The 19547-nt window shown below is 41.2% G+C and carries 21 protein-coding genes and 1 other annotated feature; of the genes, 12 read left to right on the top strand and 9 right to left on the bottom strand.

Going from position 1 to position 19547, the window contains the following annotated elements; all coding sequences use genetic code 11:
- The first annotated feature begins 71 nt into the window (after window positions 1-71).
- On the top strand, window positions 72-1010 hold the full coding sequence (locus P343_RS30605) for a C40 family peptidase (protein WP_023510675.1): 939 nt from the start codon (window positions 72-74) through the stop codon (window positions 1008-1010).
- 227 nt (window positions 1011-1237) lie between these two features.
- Here the strand turns inward: P343_RS30605 and P343_RS30600 are convergent, their stop codons facing one another.
- Together P343_RS30600 and P343_RS30595 are read right to left on the bottom strand one after the other, a co-directional pair.
- Window positions 1238-1738 (bottom strand): hypothetical protein, encoded by a 501-nt coding sequence (locus P343_RS30600; protein ID WP_023510674.1) that lies wholly within the window; start codon window positions 1736-1738, stop codon window positions 1238-1240.
- A gap of 44 nt (window positions 1739-1782) precedes the next feature.
- On the bottom strand, window positions 1783-2712 hold the full coding sequence (locus P343_RS30595; RefSeq protein WP_023510673.1) for an AEC family transporter: 930 nt from the start codon (window positions 2710-2712) through the stop codon (window positions 1783-1785).
- Window positions 2713-3070: 358 nt separating this feature from the next.
- On the opposite strand from P343_RS30595, the gene pfkB reads away from it, so the two are divergent.
- From pfkB to P343_RS36775, 3 genes are all read left to right on the top strand, one after another.
- Entirely contained in the window at window positions 3071-4015 is a 945-nt protein-coding gene (gene pfkB, locus P343_RS30590; RefSeq protein ID WP_023510672.1) for a 1-phosphofructokinase, read from the top strand.
- A gap of 183 nt (window positions 4016-4198) precedes the next feature.
- Window positions 4199-4924: a DUF6198 family protein gene (locus P343_RS30585; RefSeq protein ID WP_023510671.1), complete on the top strand. Its 726-nt coding sequence runs from the start codon at window positions 4199-4201 to the stop codon at window positions 4922-4924.
- Window positions 4925-5071: 147 nt separating this feature from the next.
- On the top strand, window positions 5072-5227 hold the full coding sequence (locus tag P343_RS36775; protein WP_023510670.1) for a DUF1540 domain-containing protein: 156 nt from the start codon (window positions 5072-5074) through the stop codon (window positions 5225-5227).
- A 132-nt stretch (window positions 5228-5359) separates the two neighbouring features.
- Here P343_RS36775 and P343_RS30580 read toward each other — a convergent pair whose 3' ends face one another.
- From P343_RS30580 to P343_RS30565, 4 genes are read right to left on the bottom strand one after another with little or no spacing between them, the layout of a single operon-like run.
- On the bottom strand, window positions 5360-6028 hold the full coding sequence (locus P343_RS30580) for an alpha/beta hydrolase (protein ID WP_023510669.1): 669 nt from the start codon (window positions 6026-6028) through the stop codon (window positions 5360-5362).
- Window positions 6029-6078: 50 nt separating this feature from the next.
- On the bottom strand, window positions 6079-6567 hold the full coding sequence (locus P343_RS30575) for a MarR family winged helix-turn-helix transcriptional regulator (protein ID WP_152525297.1): 489 nt from the start codon (window positions 6565-6567) through the stop codon (window positions 6079-6081).
- 24 nt (window positions 6568-6591) lie between these two features.
- Window positions 6592-7158 carry a TetR family transcriptional regulator gene (locus tag P343_RS30570; RefSeq protein WP_023510667.1) on the bottom strand — a complete coding sequence of 189 codons (567 nt, stop codon included), beginning with the start codon at window positions 7156-7158 and terminating at the stop codon, window positions 6592-6594.
- Between the two features lie 21 nt (window positions 7159-7179).
- The gene (locus P343_RS30565; RefSeq protein WP_031264056.1) at window positions 7180-7578 is read right to left on the bottom strand and encodes a hypothetical protein; all 399 of its coding nucleotides are present in this window, start codon (window positions 7576-7578) and stop codon (window positions 7180-7182) included.
- Window positions 7579-7818: 240 nt separating this feature from the next.
- Between P343_RS30565 and P343_RS30560 the strand changes: the two genes are divergently transcribed.
- Window positions 7819-8430 carry a type 1 glutamine amidotransferase family protein gene (locus P343_RS30560; RefSeq protein WP_023510665.1) on the top strand — a complete coding sequence of 204 codons (612 nt, stop codon included), beginning with the start codon at window positions 7819-7821 and terminating at the stop codon, window positions 8428-8430.
- Window positions 8431-8636: 206 nt separating this feature from the next.
- Here P343_RS30560 and P343_RS30555 read toward each other — a convergent pair whose 3' ends face one another.
- The gene (locus tag P343_RS30555) at window positions 8637-9128 is read right to left on the bottom strand and encodes a GNAT family N-acetyltransferase (RefSeq protein ID WP_023510664.1); all 492 of its coding nucleotides are present in this window, start codon (window positions 9126-9128) and stop codon (window positions 8637-8639) included.
- A gap of 209 nt (window positions 9129-9337) precedes the next feature.
- On the opposite strand from P343_RS30555, the gene P343_RS30550 reads away from it, so the two are divergent.
- Window positions 9338-10231: a helix-turn-helix transcriptional regulator gene (locus P343_RS30550; protein WP_023510663.1), complete on the top strand. Its 894-nt coding sequence runs from the start codon at window positions 9338-9340 to the stop codon at window positions 10229-10231.
- A 400-nt stretch (window positions 10232-10631) separates the two neighbouring features.
- On the top strand, window positions 10632-11831 hold the full coding sequence (locus P343_RS30545; protein ID WP_023510662.1) for a S53 family peptidase: 1200 nt from the start codon (window positions 10632-10634) through the stop codon (window positions 11829-11831).
- Between the two features lie 90 nt (window positions 11832-11921).
- On the opposite strand, the gene P343_RS30540 is transcribed toward P343_RS30545, so the two are convergent.
- The gene (locus tag P343_RS30540) at window positions 11922-12827 is read right to left on the bottom strand and encodes a LysR family transcriptional regulator (protein ID WP_023510661.1); all 906 of its coding nucleotides are present in this window, start codon (window positions 12825-12827) and stop codon (window positions 11922-11924) included.
- Between the two features lie 115 nt (window positions 12828-12942).
- Between P343_RS30540 and ilvN the strand changes: the two genes are divergently transcribed.
- From ilvN to panE, 4 genes are all read left to right on the top strand, one after another.
- Window positions 12943-14406 carry an acetolactate synthase small subunit gene (ilvN, locus tag P343_RS30535; protein WP_023510660.1) on the top strand — a complete coding sequence of 488 codons (1464 nt, stop codon included), beginning with the start codon at window positions 12943-12945 and terminating at the stop codon, window positions 14404-14406.
- 216 nt (window positions 14407-14622) lie between these two features.
- Window positions 14623-15129: an SRPBCC domain-containing protein gene (locus P343_RS30530; RefSeq protein ID WP_023510659.1), complete on the top strand. Its 507-nt coding sequence runs from the start codon at window positions 14623-14625 to the stop codon at window positions 15127-15129.
- 147 nt (window positions 15130-15276) lie between these two features.
- Window positions 15277-15834: a cysteine hydrolase family protein gene (locus P343_RS30525; RefSeq protein ID WP_023510658.1), complete on the top strand. Its 558-nt coding sequence runs from the start codon at window positions 15277-15279 to the stop codon at window positions 15832-15834.
- Window positions 15835-15905: 71 nt separating this feature from the next.
- Window positions 15906-16820: a 2-dehydropantoate 2-reductase gene (gene panE, locus P343_RS30520; RefSeq protein ID WP_023510657.1), complete on the top strand. Its 915-nt coding sequence runs from the start codon at window positions 15906-15908 to the stop codon at window positions 16818-16820.
- Window positions 16821-17008: 188 nt separating this feature from the next.
- On the opposite strand, the gene murI is transcribed toward panE, so the two are convergent.
- Window positions 17009-17791, bottom strand: a complete 783-nt coding sequence (murI, locus tag P343_RS30515) for a glutamate racemase (protein WP_023510656.1) — start codon at window positions 17789-17791, stop codon at window positions 17009-17011.
- A 380-nt stretch (window positions 17792-18171) separates the two neighbouring features.
- On the opposite strand from murI, the gene P343_RS30510 reads away from it, so the two are divergent.
- Complete coding sequence (locus P343_RS30510; RefSeq protein ID WP_023510655.1) at window positions 18172-19080, top strand: DMT family transporter; 909 nt, start codon at window positions 18172-18174, stop codon at window positions 19078-19080.
- 105 nt (window positions 19081-19185) lie between these two features.
- Window positions 19186-19441: a binding site (T-box leader), on the top strand.
- Window positions 19442-19547: the final 106 nt, after the last annotated feature.

The raw sequence follows: 19547 nt of genomic DNA, 5'->3' as shown, positions 1-19547 counted from the left end.
GGCAATCGTTTACATAGAAGAGCGAACAATAAAAAAAGAGGCTTAGGAAGGTCTCATCTGGGGGCAAAACGATGAAACGAACTCTATTATCAGTTACGTTAATTGGAGGGTTGGCATTAACGAGTCTGGGAACACATCAAGCCCATGCTGCATCATCCGTTTCAGCAGTGGATTTAGCGGAACAAGGCATTGGCAAAGCGTATTCATGGGGACAAAATGACTGTTCAGGATTTACGATGCGTGTCTTTTCACACTTTGGCATTCAGTTGCCGCACAGTGCGGCGGCGCAAGCAGGTTATGGGATGGCGATTAACCGCTCGGACTTGCAGCCTGGTGACCTAGTTTTCTTTAACACATCAGGCAGCGGTATTTCACATGTCGGTATCTATGTTGGCAATAACCGCATGATCAGTGCTGAAACAGCAAAGATTGGCGTCCGTGAAACACAGATCTTTGGTGGTGGAGCATCAAGCTATTGGGAACCACGATATGTCACTGCACGACGGATTGTAACGAGCAACCAAGCGCAGCAATCATCGAGTGCACCACAGACTCAGTCACAGACATCAACGCCGTCTCCTCAAGCATCATCGACACAAACCGATTCATCACAGAGCTCTTCAGTTTCGCAAACGAATAACAGTGGATCAACCACTCGGATTTCTGCAGCGTCGCAGCAAGGGTCTGAACCTTCTGGTAGGACTGGCACACAGAATGCTTCGGGGGTTTATATTGTGCAGGCAGGAGACACGTTATGGTCGATTTCCAATCATCATGGACTTTCCGTGCAGAAGATTGAACAATTGAACCAGCTGAACGATTCAATGATTTATCCTGGGCAAAAGATCTATGTACAGGAAGTATCTGAAAATTACACGATTAAATCAGGAGATTCGCTTTGGTCGATTGCCAAAATATACGGAACAACCGTTGAGCAATTGATGAAGATCAATCATTTGTCATCGGATCGAATCTATCCAGATCAAGGGCTTGCGCTTCCTGAAAAGTAATGAACACATGACAATTGAATGCAATTCATTGGGACTGTTGGTATGAGTCAATCATAGCGACAGTCTTGTTTTATTTCGTCAAAGAAAAAACGTGTTATAGAAATGTGGCTTTTTAATAGAACTCAAATGGTTTATTGTGTTAATCACAAAATAATGATCGAATCTCAAACACTCGCTAGAAATGAATCAATAAATTGCAGGATCTTTTTGACTCCGCGGTACACAGGCTACTTTGCATTTTCCAGCCATTCATTCACTTTTTTATCGAGCTGGTGTTGGATTGCCTCGACACCAGTACCCTTAATTGCTTCGTTGGCATATTTCGGCGGGAACATTTTCTTTATGGACGGTGTCCAACCAGACCCATCGTCAGGCTCTTTATAACCGATCACTTTATATTGATTGTCTATCTTCTTTAATTTTACTAAAGCAGGTAGAGACCCTCCAGACTTTACCTTGTTTTTTGACTCTTTATCGAATCCCTCGTAAACCGAATAGATGTATACATCTATGCCACCCTTGCCGTTTTTTGAGGCACCATACAGTTTATGAACTTCAAATTGTTTGTCCGTTTTTAGATACTTGTTTTTGTTGTACTTTAGAATATAATGCGAGATTGCTCGATCCATGGGATTCGTGATTTTCACCGGTTTGTTTTCTTGCGAACACCCCATCAATAGAGCACCAAGAACAGTTCCAATAATGATAAATATAAATCCTTTCTTCAATATAATCCCCCTCCTGAAGCAACTCCTGCTAATAATCTTTATTTTTATCCTAACATGAGTGCCAGAAGGGAAACAATAGGGATAGTTACAACGGATAGAAGGGTGGAAACGGTCATCAATTTAGTGGGGAAGGTTTGGTCGAAATCGTTGAGCAAGGCGAAAAGCACAACGATGCCGGCGATTGGGCAGGCAGACAAAAGGATTACAGAGAGAAGGGCGGTCTGGCTGATTCCTGTCAAATGAAGCAGCAAAATCGCCACTGCAGGCACGATTAAATTGCGCATGATTACGCCTGGCCATATTCCACGGTCATTGAAGAAGCTGAGCAGCGGCAGAGCGGCAATGCTGTCACCGATCACAATCATACTCAGCGGCGTATTCAAATGACTGATGTACGTCAGTCCAGTGACCAAAAACAGTGGCAGCTTTAAAGAAAAAAGAAATAGGATCAGCCCAACCTGGACTGCGATGATATTCGGGTTGAACATATTCTTGATGATTGTCCTTCTGTCTTTCTTTTTTCCATAGAGCCCAATACCATGCGTCCAGCAAAAGAGATTGAATCCGGCAAGGTAGGTTGTTGCATAGAAAACACCTTGTGTTCCAAGCACGGCATTGACGAGTGGGATGCCCATGAATCCGGCATTTGAATAGGTCGCACTGAATTTCAATGCGTTTCTTCTTCCCTCATCTTTAATTAAGCGTCGGTTGAAAATCAGCCGAGATGCCGTGATGGAAAAGAGGAAGATACAGACAACACAGAAAAAAGAGATTAGGAGCACGTGCAGTCTTCGAATGGTGAACGGCTGCTGAAAAGCAAGAATGATGACGCAGGGAGACACAATATAGAGTAAAATTTTTGTCATGTCTTTTGCGCCGCTTTCATGGATTAAGTTCCATTTGTGAGCAAAGAATCCGACAGCCATAAGCGTAAAAATCATGAAAACCTGGTAAAGAACCGTTGAAAATTCCATTTTTAATCGATACCCCGCACTCTACTTACAACATCATCAATTTACCAAAAAATAGCATAGATCAGAATTTGTGTAAACGAGACTGGGTAGAAGCTTTAATGCGTTTGATTAGTGAAGTGTGCGTGTTTTCAAGAATATGTACGATTTCTTTTGTTCGTAACGAAACGTGAAAAAGTGGTTCCATTTGAAAAAGTAAACATGATGAAAATCGTGTTGATAACTAGTGATCTAAGCTCTCGATCCGAGATCGGAGTACGTTCTCGAAAAATTAAAGCACATTTTCGTTACTGAATAGTGGATGTTCTCAGGGTATAGACTACGTAGAGGTGAAAATACCTAACGAAGGGAGCAATGCACGATGATTACAACCGTCACACTGAATCCTGCACTGGACAAGTTGCTTGAGACAGACGCGTTAGAAGTGGGAAAGTCGAACCGCATGCGGCTTTTATCCGTTTCAGCGGCAGGAAAGGGCATCGATGTTGCCAAAGTCTTGTGTGATCTTCACAAAGAAGTTGAGGCGACCGGATTTCTCGGCGGAGATGTTGCTGACATCTTTGTCCGGTGTTTTCAAGAAGAAGGCATTGGCAACTCTTTTGTAGCTATTGAGGGGTCGACAAGAACCAATATCCAGCTTTTTGAGAAGAACGGGACACGCACCGAGCTGCTGGAAAATGGACCAACCGTTACCGAAGCAGAATGCACTTTGTTAATGGACCGATTCCGGTCATTGGCTGAAAAAAGCGATGCGGTAACCATTTGCGGAAGTGTGCCACAAGGTGTCAGCACTGATTATTTTCGTGAACTGCTGCGCACAGCAAGAAAGTCTTGTAACTTTGTGATTGCGGACACATCCGGCGAGTGGCTTAGCATTGCTGTTGAAGAAAAACCGGATCTGATTAAGCCGAATCGTGACGAAATGACCGATCTTATGGGCAAGGAAGAAGCGACCGATGAGGAGATTATTGTGTTTGGACAGCAACTTGTCGGCAAAGGAGTCCCTTATGTACTCGTTTCTTTGGGCGGGGAGGGTGCCATGTTAATCTGCAAAGATGGAGTATGGCGTGGAAAAGCTCCTGAAATAGAAGTGAAAAGCACATTGGGGTGCGGAGATACGATGGTTGCTTCACTCAGTGTTTCGCTCTTTGAAAAGCGTCCTCCTGAATACGTGTTGCGACATTCCATCGCTCTGTCGGCAGCCAACGCGATGACTTTTGAAACTGCTCATGTGATCCTGGAGGACTACAAAAAGCTGATCCCATTGTGTGACGTTGTAAAACTTGATGTACCCGCGCTCTCCTAATCTGAGGTGACGAAAAAAACTTTCTTAGAAAGTTTTTTTTCTATTTTCATCATTGATCTATGATTCGGAAAGAGTTAGAATAAATCGACTTGAGTTGAAAATGTTACCTGAACTCAGCGTATTTTATCGAACGTTCCTTTTTCACGGATACCAGCTCAATGTGATGTTGAGCAGACACACGAAATGGACTTTAGAAAGGAAATGTACGTGTTAGCAAAGCATACAGTATATGTAAAAAGTAGTGAGAACATCGGTTATTTTGTACTTTCAATTTTTCTTAACGCGTTAGGAAATGCACTGACCGTTTCATTAAATTTGGGGAGCGCACTATGGACTGCTTCCGCGGTTAACTTTACTCAGATAACAAGTATTCCTTTGAGCCTGATTCTGTTTGCTTCCGGCGTTATTGTGATTATGGCCAACGCCCTGATTATTGGAAAATTTGATTGGCGTCGCGTTTTGGGCAACCTGATTTTTTTAGGCCCATTCAGCTATTTAATCGGGATCATTAGCACTTACTTAATTAGTCTAGGTATTAACGAATTACCCTTAACAGTAAGGATTATTTTAGATGTCGTGGGCATATGCTTTATCGCAATGGCGATCTCTATTTATCAACGGGTGAACATAATGCTTCATCCATGTGATGATTTAATGCAGATTATCCGTTTTAAATACTTTAAAGGCAGTGCCACTATCGCACAGTTGGTGACCTTTTCACCACCGATTGTAATCATTCTTGTGTGCTGGATCGACGCGCATCAGCTTTTTGCAATTAATGTCGGCACTATTTTTGCGCTGATCTTTCAGGGCACATTGGTCGGTATTTTCGATAAGTGTATTTTTCCAACGCTAAAGCACCAGCATGTGGAGCATACAGTGAACCACCAGCATGGATTGAGCTATTGATCCGGTGAATCATTAAATCAAGAAGATCGAAATCACACGATGATTTCGGTCTTTTTTTTTACGTATGTGAAATGGCTAACTAAGTGATCATGCAAAGTATCGATCCTTTGAGCTTAGCGAACACTAGCCCAGAGGAGGTGAGAGACTTTGGCTAAAGATGTGCTTTGTGAAGTCAACAACTGTACCTTTTGGGATTCAGGAAACAAATGCGCGGCGGATGCCATTTATGTTGTCAGTCATAAGGGTAAACAGGCAGCCAATAACGAAGAAACGGACTGCAAGACGTTTAAAGTGGAAAAATAACTGTTGATGAGATTTGTAACTAATACGGAAGAGCGAGAGGGCGGGCTTGCACTCTCGCTCTTTCATAAAATAATGATTTCGCTTTTTTTCTTATAATGAATGGGCGGACGTATTTCTTTAGCCTTAAAGGGATTAACACCTGGTTTCTTTAGGGTAAATGGTCTTCAATAGTTTGCGAATTATTGAAAACGTCTTTGGAAGTGTAAAAATATCGCTGTGCAAAGCCTCAGAAATTTCAAAAGCTCCGGGCAATTTGCGGCAGGTCTCATAGATTTCAGGAATGTCGCGTGTTCCATACAGAACGTATTGATCTGTATGATTCGCAAAATCGGGCATTCGGAGTGTTTTAAGCAAGTGATTCAATAGGTCAGGTGAAGACGGGTGAACACGATATGCGCGCAGATCCGCCAGTTTTTGCATTGTTGCTTTGCCAAAATGTTGATTCATTGCAGGGGAGATACCAATAGCTGCATCGGCGTGACTGATCAGTGCAAGTCTTCCCCCTAATGAATGTCCAATAACCGTGATCTTTCCAAAGTTTCTGGATGTATTTATTAATTCCTCAACGTCTTCCAATACTCGTGAATCGAATGGTAAGGAGTTTTCCCCGTGTCCGCGTAAATCAATAACAGTTGTTTTCAAACCTAATTCACTGACGCCTAATGCAAGACCTAATTGTTCTTCTTTAGATCCGCCGTAGCCGTGGATGATGATTGCACTTCCGATGATTTTCTCAGGAGTCAGAGTAACGGCTGGAATCTTTACGCCATTATTAAGGATTAACTGTCGCTTGATGTCCATAAAATACCTCCTCATAATAGTTTGATATCAAACTATAATTTTAAATTTTTTTAAAAGTTATTATGAATTTTTTCAACGAGTTGATGAAAATTAGCAATCTCATTTGGAGTTAATCCGTCATAAGCTGTCTCATATAATTCGCGGGATATTTTTTGGAAAATTTCTTTTAAACTTTTTCCCTTATCAGTCAGGCACACCAAACTTGAACGGTGATCTTGAGGATTATCTTTGCAAAAGACATAATTTTTTTTGACCAGCTTTTTAACGAGCTGAGTAACGGTTGACTTGTCGCGATGAATTAACTGAGCAATTGACATCATGGTGACGCAGTCTTTCTTAAATAACGCGGCCAAAATATCTCCATGGGAAGGAGCGAGATCGGTAATGCCATACTCATTCAAAGACGAGATCAGCTTTTTATTCGCTTTTTCATGGATTCTTGCCAATAAGTTAAAGGTATTATCTGTTTTCATAACTATATTATAGTTTGATATCAAACTATATGCAAATAAAAACAATACGGTTTTCTCAGTACCCACCAAGTCACAGTTCAGTAATCTTATTCAGGAACGGTGACCAAGCGTTGACTTTAAAAAAGCCCGAATAACAAATTCACGCTGGGTATCATCACGAACGTCTTTACCCGCATATTTGAAGAAGTCTTCTGCTTTTATCATCAACACTTGTAAAAAAGAAATGATTTCAAATGCGATCATCTTTACCTCAAAGTCATTTCTTTGATCTCCATAAATTTGTTCGAGCAGTGGGATAATATAGTAGGGCAAATGGATGTCCGTTTTTGTTAATTCATAGATCGTTGTGGTTTTTGTAAACGAATAATACTGCATCGTTAGTTTGCTCAATTGCAAAAGCATGTGGAGCAGTTTTTCATAAGGAGATTGAGTTGAATCGGCTACGTTCATCCAGTTATCGGCAGCGCTTTTTATTAATAAATTAACAGCAGAGTTGATCAATTCATCTTTAGAATGAAAATAATAATTGATCATCGCCAAATTTGTTTCTGCTTTTTCAGCAATTTGTCTTGAAGTGATGGTTTCTGCATGTCCTTCTTCTAACAACAATTCAGTTGTGGCTTTAATCAGCTTTTCTTTAACATTTGCCTTTGTCATTTAATCCCTCATATCCTTGTTCTACTCTTCTTCAGATCCTGCAAATAGCCGCCCGATGGTTCCACCTATAATGGTGCATGCACCTAAAACAACGATAAAAATAATATACCCATAACCCATAATTAAGGCAACGATACCGATACATGCACCCGCTGTAAGACCGAATGATTGCGAAGCATGCCTATATGCTGAGTGGTACGCGCGTCTCCCCATTAAAAGCCATCCAATCCCAGTACCGGCAGTCAAAGACATTAAAAATAATGTGCCGATAATTACCCAACGTATATCCGCCTGATTTACATAAATCGAATCTTTATTTTGTTGTTGCAAATATAAGAAAACTATTCCATCAATCAATAATCCAATAAAACATCCCAACCCATTGTAAATCTGAACTAATTTTGGATCTTCTTTTCTCATATTCATCCCGCCAATCATTAAATTAAACATGTATTAAACACGTTTAATTTAACGTAAACTGAGCGTGCTGTCAACTCTGTTTGTTGTTGTAAACGCACGCGGTTTCGATTAAAATGAAATTAATCGAACGTGTGTTTCGCTTTTTGATCTAATATGGAGTAGTTCGTCAATCAATAATGAAGAATCGATACTTGGCTATGGATGTATTTTCAATTAAATGGGAAGGGATGTTGCATAAAGATGAATGAAAAACAGATCGTATTCGTCATTCTGGAGGAATATGCGGACTGGGAAGGCGCTTATCTCGCTCCCGAAATTATGAGGAAATCGGGAGAAGAATTAAACGATTATTGTGTCAAAACAGTATCCATATCAAAAGAACCGGTTCATTCAATAGGTGGATTCACTGTCCTGCCAGATTATGATATTGATTCATTGAATGATGATTTTTACGGCTTAATACTTATTGGGGGGAATTCTTGGAGGAAAGAATCAAGTAAAAAAATTATCCCTCTTGTAAATAAAGCATTAGAGAAGAATGTTGTTTTAGGCGCCATTTGTGACGCTACCGTTTTTTTGGGAATGAATGGATTTCTCAATGAAATTGAGCATACAAGTAATCAATTAGAGGAATTACAGCGAGCGGCGGGAAAGAACTACACTGGGGAAAGGAAGTACATAAATCAACAAGCGGTCCGAAGCGGGAATGTTATCACTGCTAATGGAACGGCTACGTTAGAATTTGCCAAAGAAGTTCTAATCGCTTTGGGGATTAGAACTGAGGATGAAGCAGACAGTTGGTATCAATTTCATAAGCTTGGCTACTATGAATATATTAAAAATATAAAGTAATAGTTAGATCGTGCTCTTGTATGAGACCAAGGCCCATTCCCATGACTGTTATGTCATGATGGCGCCTTGAAATAAAGTTTGATAAAAATCACTTCATAAGACATCTCTATCTTTAAGAAGTGATTTTTTCTGTCATATGTCATTATTCCCCACAGCAAAGTACCCCTTCAGCAGCAAGAACGCGGCGGTAGCCTACTAAAATATTTTCACTTTGTCTGCAATCGTTTATTCATGTTAAACCACTGAATCCCGGCATGTACGGAATCTGCAATACCTTGATTCGCATAGCCGTTTTTTTCATAGAAAGGGATCAATTCTTTGCGGCACGTTAATGTAACGGTTAAGCGTTCCTTCTTTTGCGCTTGTTTCTCCAATTGTCTGAGTAATAAACTGGCAATGCCTCTCCCTTGATATTTAGGATTAACCACGATACCTAAAATGCTTTGATGGCCGCCTCTCTCTGGGTTAGGAACCGTTGTATTAAATAAATCATCGGTGATGAACGGAACAGGAATAACGGGGCCATTCACGTAGCCGACGATTTCTTGATTTTCCTCAGCAATGATAAATGTATCCGGGATGGTTTTGGTCCGGTTGATAAAGGCTTTCTCAGTTGCGGCCTCTTCAGGAGTAAAACCTGTGTTTTCAAGCCTAACTAACTGGTTCAGGTCTTCTTTACGTACGTGCCTAATGTTCATTCGCTCTACTTCCTTTCATCTAAAGCTTCCAATTCAGATGTACGAATTATAAACAATTATATCAGGATTACAGAGGAGGGATGCAGGTTACACGGTGGCAGAAGGAAATACCTGGGCATTTGTGGAAGAACTTAAAAGTTAGGCTTGACGGCGAATCATGACAAATCGAATGGCTCGCATAGGTAAGTCACGGAAAAAAGGTGAGTTGCTTGGATAAATCTAGGTTAGGAAAAGAAATCAAAAAATGGCGAAAAAAACGCGGATTAACCCAGAAGGATCTATCCCAAAATGTATGCCATCAATCTGAGATCAGCAGAATTGAAAATGGTGAGGTTTTTCCCAGCATTGATCTGCTGCACTTGTTCTCCTCAAAACTAAATGTTCCTGTTGACTACTTTTTTAAAGTGTTGGTGTATGAAGATTTTACGTATAAGAATGCGATTGTGAACGAGTTGTTCGAACTGAGTAAGCAAAAGAAGTATGAAGAGATTTTAGCATGCATTGCTTACGAGCAAAGTAACCACTCGGAACACTTTGAATTCAATAAGATTCTGTCCTGGCAGTATTGGTTAGCCTCTTATCGGTTAGGAAGGGTTGAAGGTTATACCTGCATTACAGAGCTTAATTTGTTATTACTAAATAAAACGCCATCCGCCATCTATCTTCATTTAGATTTTTATATTAAGAACTCTATCGCAAATGTGTATGCGGAACAAAACAAAATAAATGAGAGTATCCGGCTTTATAAAGAAGTTATTCACTATGAGTCTTTTGAGAAAAATTTTCTCAGTTTAAAAATTAAAGCATTATATAACTATAGCAAACTTCTTTTTCAAAAAAACGAATATGATTCAAGCATACAGCAAATTAATCAAGCATTGATGCTATCGATTCAACTAAACAATATGGCTTTGCTCGGGCAGTTATATTATCAAAAAGCCGAATGTATAGAAAAAATTAAGGGTTCAAATGATGAAATCGCCGAGCTTTATCGAAAAGCCTACTTCTTTTTTGATCTGTTGCATTTGGATTTTTATAAACAAATAAGCTTCAAAAAGAAATATAGATACCTAAAAGATGAGATTAGTATGGTTGATGAATAACAGATAAGATCACTGTAAAAAAACAAACAGATCATCTCGTGTTAAGATGGTCTGTTTGTTTTGTGATGTTAAAGAGAGGCTATTTGCTTACTGGTGATACGACGTCCTCAAAGGGCAGATCCGATTTATCAGACGGGGTGGCAACAAAAGGAATGGCTAACGTCAGTACGCAGATAATCAAGCTACACTTAATTAAAAGTTTTTTCACGAATAATTCCTCCCTATGCTCTTAAAATAGTCACTTTTATTGGAGCTATTATACTCCAATTAAATCGGATAAATTATGTAATATTGCATATTTTTATAAGCTATTTTCCTACATAATACGACAAAAAAATAATGAACATGCTGTTAATATGTATTCAATCTATTAATCTAATATTTTTAAGGAGGGAAAAGAATGAAATCACTAATCAGAAAAGTAGAGTTTAGCGTTGCAGCAGTTGTGATCGCAGTTTTTAGTCTCTTTGCCACGTCATCATCATATGCTAGTGCAAAAACAGTAACGCCAGCCACACCGCCTAAGGGTTGGGAAGCTCATAATCCAATCCATTACAAGCCGATCTCTAAGGGTATTAAGCCTAATGTCGTGTCTAATGTCTTCTCGCCTTCACAGATCAAAAAAGCATATGGAATTGATCAACTAAACGAGACGGGGGCCGGACAAACGATTGCACTTATCGAAGCCTATGGAAGTCCAACCATTGTCAATGATCTTAACACATTTGATCAGCAATTCGGTCTCCCTGATGCCAACATCGAAGTAGATTATCCAAGCGGAACGCCTACAACTAATGGAGGATGGGCACTCGAAACCGCCTTGGATGTTGAATGGGCTCATGCTCTTGCTCCAGATGCTAAAATTATGGTTGTTGCAGCAAAATCAGCGTCTACTACTAATCTTTTAACTGCTGAAGATTATGCAACGAATCATGGAGCGACCATAGTCTCAAATAGCTGGGGCGGCTCCGAATTTTCAGGAGAAACCACGTACAACACGCATTTTAATCATACGGGCATTACGTATCTTGCATCTTCCGGAGATAGCGGATCAGGGAGTTCATGGCCAGCTTCCTCTCCTTATGTTGTTTCGGTCGGCGGAACATCTTTGGATGCGGATAGTGTTGGAAACTATATCAGTGAGACCGCTTGGTCGGGTTCTGGCGGAGCTACCAGTACCTATGAAAGCAGACCAACGTTCCAGTCGAATTGGACAAGCATCGTCGGTACGAAGCGAGGCATTCCTGATGTGTCATTTGATGCGGACCCGAATACCGGTGTCTATGTATACACCAGCACACCTGATCAAGGACAATCAGGATGGTTTCAAGTCGGCGGAACAAGCTTCAGCGCACCGGCATGGGGCGCCCTTGTTGCATTAGCAAATCAAGGACGAACTCAACCATTATCGAGTACACAAGTACTAAGTGACATTTACTCAATTGCCGGAATTGCAGGCAGCAGTGGTTATAATTCGGATTATCACGACATTGTCTCAGGAAGCAATGGGGGCTATTCTGCAAATTCTGGTTATGATCTGGTTACTGGAATCGGCAGTCCGGTGGCTAGCCAATTCATTCCGATCCTAAGCAGCAAATAATTTATCTAAATAATGTGCAAGCCTCTCTGCAGTTTTTCTTAGGCAGAGAGGCTTTTTCTTTACGCCTATCTGTCGAATGGACCTTCAAAATCAATAATTCTCTTTTGTGCTTTCAAACAGCTCGATAAACCTCTGAGCTTTCTTGGTCAGGTAACGGTTTTTCAACCAGATAATGCCGACATCGGATTGTACGGTGATATCAGGCAGATCGAAGAGCTCAATGTCGGCGACCGAAAAGGCCGATAACACCGATTTCGGCAAGATGGTCACACCAATTCCGGCAATGACCAAAGCAATCGTAATGGACACACTGGAACATTCACAGATAATATTGGGTTCAAATCCTAATCGCCGGCATTCATTGACGATTTTTTCATTCAATTGAATTGTTTTATCACTTTTCAAGGCGATCAACGGTGTCGTTGCTAAATCTTTCAATAAAAAAGAAGATTCTGTTTGACGCCAGTTCCGTTTCTTAGGAACGACAATCACAAACGGATCTGAGGGTAGTCGGAGTGATTCATAATTGCTTATGTCGTAATTTGACTCAAATGGCAGTCTTGTGACCACGAGTTCGATACTGCGATCTTCCAAATACTCGCCTAGTACCACATGATCGCCTTCCAGGATTTTGAATGTGACGCGTGGATAACGCTCACGGAAAAAGGCGATTTTTTCCGGCAATAAGGACACACAGGAGAAGACGGACCCGATTGAGAGCATGCCTTGAATCCCTTGATCGATCTCCTTGATTTCCGTAACCGTCTCATTCAGTTGACGGACAATTGCTTCTGCTTTGGCTTGCAGCACGGTACCGGCTTCAGTCAATGTCATGCGTTTACCATTTCGATCAAATAACGTGACTCCGAGTTCCTCCTCGATCAGCTTCAATTGCCGGCTCAAAGGCGGCTGCTCAATGTTTAACGTTTTTGCTGCACGAGTAATTTGGCCTTCTTTAGCGATCGCCAGAAAATAACGTAGCTGTCTGACATCCATCGAAAATACCTCCTAACTATACCTTAACAGTATGATAAACAAACAAAACAGATATTTTCCGTATAGTTAAGGTGATGATATCATAAAAAGTAAGCAGTAAGAAAGGGGTAGTCCTATGAAAACCCAACGTATTTCCGTGATCGTCAAAAATCAACCGGGTATCTTAGCTCAGGTTTCTCATATGTTTAGCCAGTTCGGCCTAAACATTGATACATTAACTGTTGGCACATATAAAGAAGCAAATACATCTAGAATGAAAATTTCACTCCAGAGCGAAACAACAGTTCTTGATAAAGTGATTAAACAGTTGAACGGTTTAATGGATGTTATTCAAGTGAATGTGATGCGTCCAAGACCTGCTCTGCATGGTTTGGATAATAAGCTAAGCAGCATCTTTTCAAATCGTGCAGTCGCCTTTTGGCTCGTTGCGTACAGTTTATGCATTACGCTTCTAGGTACCAATATTCCTTCTCCATTGCTCGCACTTTATCGTGTTCAATGGCATCTGTCACCGAGCATGGTGACCTTGCTTTTTGCCATTTACGCAGTCGTCGTCATTCCAACAATTATTATTTCCGGGCAGCTTTCCGACCAATTGGGACGAAAAAAACTGCTGATTCCTGGTGTCTTCTTCATTATTATCGGGTCAGTATTGTTTGTCCTGTCCACTAATTTTACGATGCTGCTTATCTCTAGAATCTTTCAGGGGCTATCGGTCGGCATGATGAATGGCGTGGCGGTCGCAGCGTTAACTGAACTTGATGAAAAGCGGAATCGGATTAAAGCGGCTTTTATCGGGTCAATGGCGGTCACAGTGGGCAATGCACTTGGTCCTGTCCTATCAGGCTTTCTTGGTGAGTACGCACCGTTTCCGATGAAATTGGCTTATTTTATTCACATGTTTTTAGCTATTCCTGGATTTGTGGGTCTTCTTTACATGAGTGAAAAGATAAAGCGTTCCGGAGCTGTTCGTATTCATCGTCCGGCGGTTCCGCGCAGCATCCTGGGCCGATTCTATCTTTCAGGCATGACCTCATTCATCGCCTGGTCGATCATGAGCCTGATGCTGTCCATCATACCGAGTTATACAGATCAATTGGTGGGAAGCTCGAATTTAGCGGTAGCCGGAGCGATCGTTGCACTTGTCCTGAGCATCTCAACAATCAGTCAAATCGTGTTGAAAAAATTACCCTTGCAGAAATTAGTAATTATCGGATTTGTTCTGATTCTTTTGGGACTCGTAACTTTGGTCATGACCCTGCAAACAAAATCATTGATCTTCTTACTCTTAACGACCGTGTTAATTGGATTCGGGCATGGTCCAACTTTTGCGGGGAGTTTGGCGTTAACGAACCACATCTCACCGGATCAATCACGTGGGGACATTATCGCATCCTTTTACGTTCTAACCTATTTAGGCGTTAGTCTTCCGATCTTGGGTCTTGGCTTTGTCGCCCGATGGGTTGGGCTCAATGGCTCCATCCTGTTATACGCTGCGTTGATGGCAGGCATGATTCTTGTCAGTATAGTGTATTGGATCCTCGATAGGAGAAATGAGAGACAAGCAACTTTCAAATAAGTGCCTTGTAGTAGGCATGACGTGTTAACTTATCGAATGATAATGCAGAAGGCTGGTCCGCAGATCTTTTTGATCGTGATCAGCCTTCTTTGTTATGTTTTTGGTATCAGGGCAGGTTTAACGAAAGATACTACGCGGTATTATGTGAATAAGCAGTTCAATACATTACCATGGAAATGTCACTGGAACACGATGAAATATAAGGAGGAGATATCAATGAAAAACAAAATGAATTCGAAGATAGATGGTAGGGAGCTTATTTTAGAGCGCGTTTTTGATGCGCCGCGTGAGCTGGTGTTCAAAGCATTTTCAGAATCCGAGCGCCTGAAGCAGTGGTGGGGACCGCGTGGTTGGAAACTTCCGGTTTGCAATATCGATTTTCGTCCAGGCGGCGTTTGGCACTACTGCATGAAATGTATGGATAAAAACCAAGGCGAATTTTACGGAATGGAATCTTGGGGCAAAGCGATCTATCAGGACATTGTAGAGAATGAGAAGATTACCTATACCGATTATTTTTCTAATGCTGAAGGCAATGAAGCGGAGGGGATGCCTCCATCACATATTACAGTGATTTTTACTGAAGAGGAAGGAAGGACAAAGCTTGTCAGCAGGGCAGTGTTTGATTCCACTGAAGCGCTCAAAACCGTTCTGGATATGGGAATGGAGCAGGGGATTTCTGAAACTTGGGATCGGTTGGACGAATATTTGTTAACGCTTTAAATAAACCCTGTCTTAATGTCGTGCTATGAGTGAATGGATTCAGATGAAAGGTAGTCACAAAGTTAAGTACTTATTGAGCAATGCGTGTGCGTCAACGCTGCATATCAGTTATGTTACAATGGTAAAAACGATAAAGGAGAGTTGCCGATGAACCAGGCTTTGCTCGTCATTGATTCACAAAAGGCGTTAATTGAAGGCGATGAACAAGAACGTGGAGTTTACAATAAAGAAGGATTACTTCAAAAGATCAATTCCGTAATCGAAAAAGCGATTCAATCGGAAAGTTCAGTTGTATTTATCCGCGATACGAGTGTTGCCGGTGGTGAGGGGGAAGGATTCCAAGTCCATCCTGCGATTCATATACCAGAGGGTGCGCCAATTTTTAATAAAAGCGCAACGAGCTCTTTTTATCACACGCCATTATTAAGTTATCTTCAGGAGCGCGGCATCGATCATCTCGTGATTGCCGGATGCCAGACTGAATATTGTATTGACACAGCTGTTCGAATGGCTACAGTCAACGGATTTGATGTCACACTTGTTGGCGATGCACATTCAACAGCGGATACACCGGTTTTGCCTGCGGAACAAATCATCAAGCATCATAATCGGACGCTGCACGGTTATGACAATGACGATCATTTTTCGATGGTCCGAAATGCAGATGAGGATTTATTTCAACCCATTCATGACAACTATCGATAACAGCATTAGCATGCGGACTCAGAACGGTTGATACTCATAAATGATGATTATAGATAAAACAGGAGGGCACTATGCGTATTTTAGTACTAGGAGCTGGAGGCGTCGGCGGCTATTTTGGCGGCCGTTTAGTAGAAAAAAGAGAAGACGTGACCTTTCTTGTCCGTGAGAGGCGGAAACAACTTCTTGAAAACAACGGCCTAGTGATCCGAAGTGTAAAAGGGGATCTCACCTTTAAACCAAAATTAATCACCAAAACGGATAAAACAGATCCGTTTGATTTGGTACTCTTTTCAACAAAAGCTTATCATTTGGAAGAAGCCATAAACGATTTGAAGCCCTTTGTCGGCGAGCAGACAGTCATCTTGCCGCTGTTAAATGGGATCGCTCATCTGCCATTGCTTAAAAAGGCGTTTGGCGATGATCAGGTCATTGGCGGGCTGTGTTTCATTGAAACAACATTAAATAAAGCGGGAGAAGTTGTCCATACTAGTGCGCTAGACCGGCTCGTATTTGGCGAACCAGATCACCAGGGTTCTGAGCGAATCCAACGGATCACCGACGCACTGAGTGACACGAAAGCAGAGTTTGTTCTAAGTGATCATATTACGCAAGATATGTGGCACAAATACTTATTTATAACTGTTATGTCGGGTGTGACGACACTCATGCGCGCTCCAATTGGCCCCATTCGTGAAAGCGACGGCGGTCGGGACTTTATTCGCCGGTTGTTTGAAGAAGGGGCACAGATCATGAAAGCATCCGGGGCTCCTATTGATAACGCAATCGTGGACAAGCATATGCAGTTGATCGACCAACTCGGGTATGACATGAAATCGTCGATGCAGCGCGATATGGAAAAAGGCTCGTTAATTGAAGGCAAGCATTTACAAGGCTATTTATTGCAATTAGCAAAAGAATCCCATGTCGATGCGCCATTGTTAAGTGTTGTTTATCAGAATCTAAAAGTGTACGAAAAGATGGTTTAAGAGGCAACCTGTATTATTTTGAAGTAGGGCGTCATTTTTTAAAACTTTGCTGCTGAATTAAAATAAACCTAAGTAAAAAGTTCTTTATTGAATGGTGAGCACACCAACAATAAAGAACTTTTTTTCATCATTGAAACCGAACGGTTTTACTGGGAGAAGTACACGTTCATTAAATGCTGTAGCCGCTCCTATTTATTTAAAGCATCCAACCTGTCCAAGGCTTCATGATAATGGCCAAGTGTCTCAGGATCCTTTACTTCCACACTTGATTGATAAAAGGTAATAGCTCCGGTACCCCCACCGATCTGCCCGCGCTCGCGTAGTATACGTTTTAAATTATTGGCTGTTCCAATACTCCCGTCAATAATATCTGTTTCATCTGGGAATAGTTTTTTGACACTATCTTTAAAAAATGGAAAGTGCGTACAACCGAGCACCACAGTGCCATACTGATTCAAATCAAAAGGCATCAGCTGTTCTTTTAAGTAGGGAACAACCTGATCTTCGTGAAAATTGTACTGTTCAGCAAGTGTAACAAGACCCGGAAGTGGAAGCCCGTCAACAATATCATACTTATCAATACATTCTACTAAATGATGGTATTTCTCTTCTTTCAGTGTTAGTCGTGTGGCTAAAACCAACACTTTCTTTCTCTTTTTCTCGCTTTGTTGAATCGCAGGTTTTACCGCAGGTTCAATTCCGAGTATAGGAAAAGAGTAAATTTTGCGTAAGTCTTCAATGGCAATGCTAGTTGCCGTATTGCAGGCTACAACCAGTGCTTTTATATCCTGGGCAGCGAGAAAATCAGCGGCCTCCAGAACATATTTTTTTACCATTTCTTTTGGCTTCTCACCATAAGGAACATGCGCTGTATCTGCGTAAAAAAGATAATCTTCATTTGGCAGGATTTTCATCGCTTGATGCAGGACGGTCAATCCACCGATACCGGAATCAAAAAAGGCTATTTTCATCAATTTCACTCTTTTTTATTTTTTATCTTTACCATTGCTCAGTATACCACTTATCCCATATAATTCAGTTTAATTTTGTGTTCGCAGAAATTAAACAAACGTTTATATCTTTATGGGGAATGTGAGTTCATTAGATGGATTCAAATTCCTCCTCTATTGTGCGAGCCACAAAAGGAAGGGCTTGTCGTTGTAACTAGGCCTTGGTAAGATTAAGTCTCATAAGTCGAACGTTAAAAAACAAATGTTGTGTTTGAAGAGAATGGATTTCTTAATGCACATAGAAAACAAATTTTCATATTGGTCGCAACTTATGGCGCTACATAATAATACCTGAATCAACGAGAGTTAACTTCAATGTACTATTCAAAGGAGCTGAAGCCGTGAAACATCAAAGACTTGCCGATTTATCACTGCTGTTTGTAGCAATCGTTTGGGGATCCAGCTATTTAGTTACAAAGGTCGTTTTGCAGGATCTTTCTGTTTTTTCATTTTTATTTATTCGCTTTGCAATTACTGTTCTGGTTATGCTTGTGTTCACCTGGAAAGTTCTGTTGCGATCATCAAAGCAGACATGGTTATCCGGACTCATTTTTGGTTTATTTCTCTCTGCGATTTTTATAAATGAAACTTGGGGGATAAAGTATACCTCTGCCGCAAATTCAGGCTTTCTGATCAGCTTGTTTGTCGTGTTTACGCCTCTTTTTGAAGCGGTTATTCTTAAGAAAAAATTACGTCTTGGAATTCTCGCAGCTGTGATGATCAGTGTCATCGGAACATCGCTTTTGAGCTTAAAAGAAGGCTATCATTTTAATATTGGTGATCTGCTCATCCTATGTGCGGCGGCACTAAGAGGCATGCAAATGACGCTCACTCAGAAACTATCGCATGCCGAGATGGATTCACGGGCGCTGACCACGATTCAGTTAAGTGTTGTCGCAATCATCATGGGGACATTGTCTTTGTTTTTTAGACCTTCGAATGAGAGCATGTTACCAGCGGATCTCAATTTCTGGTTACTGACCATCTATCTTTCGCTCTTTGGAACTTTGCTAGCCTTCTATATTCAACTTGTAATGATCAGAAGAACATCACCAACGCGTGTGGGGTTATTGATGGGCACAGAGCCGGTGTTCTCAACCATCTTCGCCGTGTTTATAGGTGGAGAACACTTAACCTGGCAAGGATGGCTAGGTGGAATCCTAATCATTCTGGCAACCTATTATGGCCGATATACCGAAAGCAAGCAGAGTCAGCACAGCAATGAAATGATCCTTGAGGATCAAGGATGACATTGAGGTGTTGTGTATTGTGTTGCGCATCCTTTAATAGGTGAAACATAACTTGACAGTTTATAGTGCACTATTTTAAACTAACCGTATAATGAAGTCGTAAAAATAAATTCGATGACGAGAACGAGTAATTATAGATCCCTGATCTACAGAGAGTTGATGCTTTGGTGAAAGTCAACGATTAGGACTGTAGTGAAAATCCTCTCCGAGAAGCAAAGCTGAGGTGAAAACTAAGCTTTGACGGGATTCTGCCGTTAAAAAGAACGCGTATGTTGGTACGTTGTATGAGCGCTGTAAATGAGTAATTACGTGATTCATTTGCAGAAGCAGGGTGGTATCGCGGGTAAAACTCGTCCCTACACAGGGGCGGGTTTTTTTATTTTCTTGTACTGAAAACCCTAGGCTATGCCTGGGGTTCCGGAAAGCTTCCAGCGATGTATCAAAAAAAGCCTCCCTTCGTGCTAAGA

Origin of the sequence: Sporolactobacillus laevolacticus DSM 442 (genome assembly GCF_000497245.1) — a bacterium.
In the GTDB taxonomy this organism is placed as follows: Bacteria; Bacillota; Bacilli; order Bacillales; family Sporolactobacillaceae; genus Sporolactobacillus; species Sporolactobacillus laevolacticus.
This window is presented reverse-complemented; position numbering and strand designations above follow the sequence as displayed.